The organism is Mycobacterium sp. 1164985.4 (assembly GCF_001668575.1).
In the GTDB taxonomy this organism is placed as follows: domain Bacteria; phylum Actinomycetota; class Actinomycetes; order Mycobacteriales; family Mycobacteriaceae; genus Mycobacterium.
Genome location: NZ_LZMD01000041.1, coordinates 1 through 1,217, shown reverse-complemented (window position 1 = coordinate 1,217; position 1,217 = coordinate 1). Strand labels below are relative to the sequence as shown.

The following is a 1,217-nucleotide window of genomic DNA, read 5'->3' as shown; positions in this document are numbered from 1 at the left end:
TCGTTGGCGCCCGCGCCCAACCGGCCCAGATAGTTGAACCCGATCACCGGATCGGTTCCGGTCACATCGACGTCGGGATTCAGATAGCGCAACAACCCGTAAGTCAGAGAATCGGGCAGCGCGCGCAATTGTTCCTTGACGTCTTTGACCACCGCGCCCAACGCGGGCCCACCGGCGATCACCTGCGCCCAATCCAATTCACCAACACTGACCGCGACCGGGTAGACGGTGGTGAACCAGCCCACCGTGCGGGTCAGATCCACCCCGTCGGCTATCTCCTCGTGGCGGCCGTGGCCCTCCACATCGATACCGACCGCGGCGTTCCCAGGGCCCAACAACCGCTCACACGCCAATCCGAACGCGATCAGCAAGATGTCTTGCACCCCGGCATGAAACGCCGTGGGCACCTCACCGAGCAGCATCCGCGTGGTGTCGGCATCCAGCTGCACCGACAACTGCCCCGCACTGGCATAGGTATCCACCGCGGGCTGCACCGCCGGCAACAGCGCCGGGACCGACGTCACCTGCCGCCACGCCTCGGCTTGGGCCACCACCTCGCGGGCATGGGCGTACTCGGCCAGCACCGTCGACCACCGCGCAAATGACGTCCCGCCCGACGGCAGTGCGATCGACTGCCCACCGTGGTGCTGGGCCCACGCAATGTTGAGGTCTTCCAACAGGATCCGCCACGACACCCCATCGACAGCCAAGTGGTGAATGATCACCGCCAGTTGGTTGTCAGCGCCGGCCCACACCGCGGCCACCATCATCCCCGCGGCCGGGTTCAACCGCGACCGCGCCGCCGTTATCGCCTCGGCATCCAGCGACTCCACCACCTGCAGACAATCGCCCGCCCGCACCGAACCCGCCTCGGGCACCGTCAACGCCCACCCTCCGGCGCTGTCGTCCTCCACGCGCAGCCGCAACATGGCATGCCGATCCAGCAACGCCTGCAACACCACCACCACGTCGGCCTCGCCGACCCCGGCCGGGGCTTGCACCACCACCATCTGGTTGAACTCATCGACCGGGCCATCCACACCCTGCAACCGATGCATCACCGGCGTCGGCTCCACGGCCCCAACGCCCGCATCGACCCAACCTGTCTGCCCATCGGCGACCCTGGCCACCCGAGCCAACCGGGCCACGGTCTGCTCGGTGAAGATGTCCGGAGGCCGACACACGATCCCGGCCGCGCGCGCCCGCGACACCACCTG

At 67.7% G+C, this 1,217-nt stretch carries 1 protein-coding gene; it reads right to left on the bottom strand.

Annotation, left to right across the window (positions count from 1 at the left end; translation table 11 throughout):
- The coding region (locus tag A5650_RS05895) for a condensation domain-containing protein (protein ID WP_231992548.1) at window positions 1–1,217 on the bottom strand (1,217 nt) is incomplete at both ends.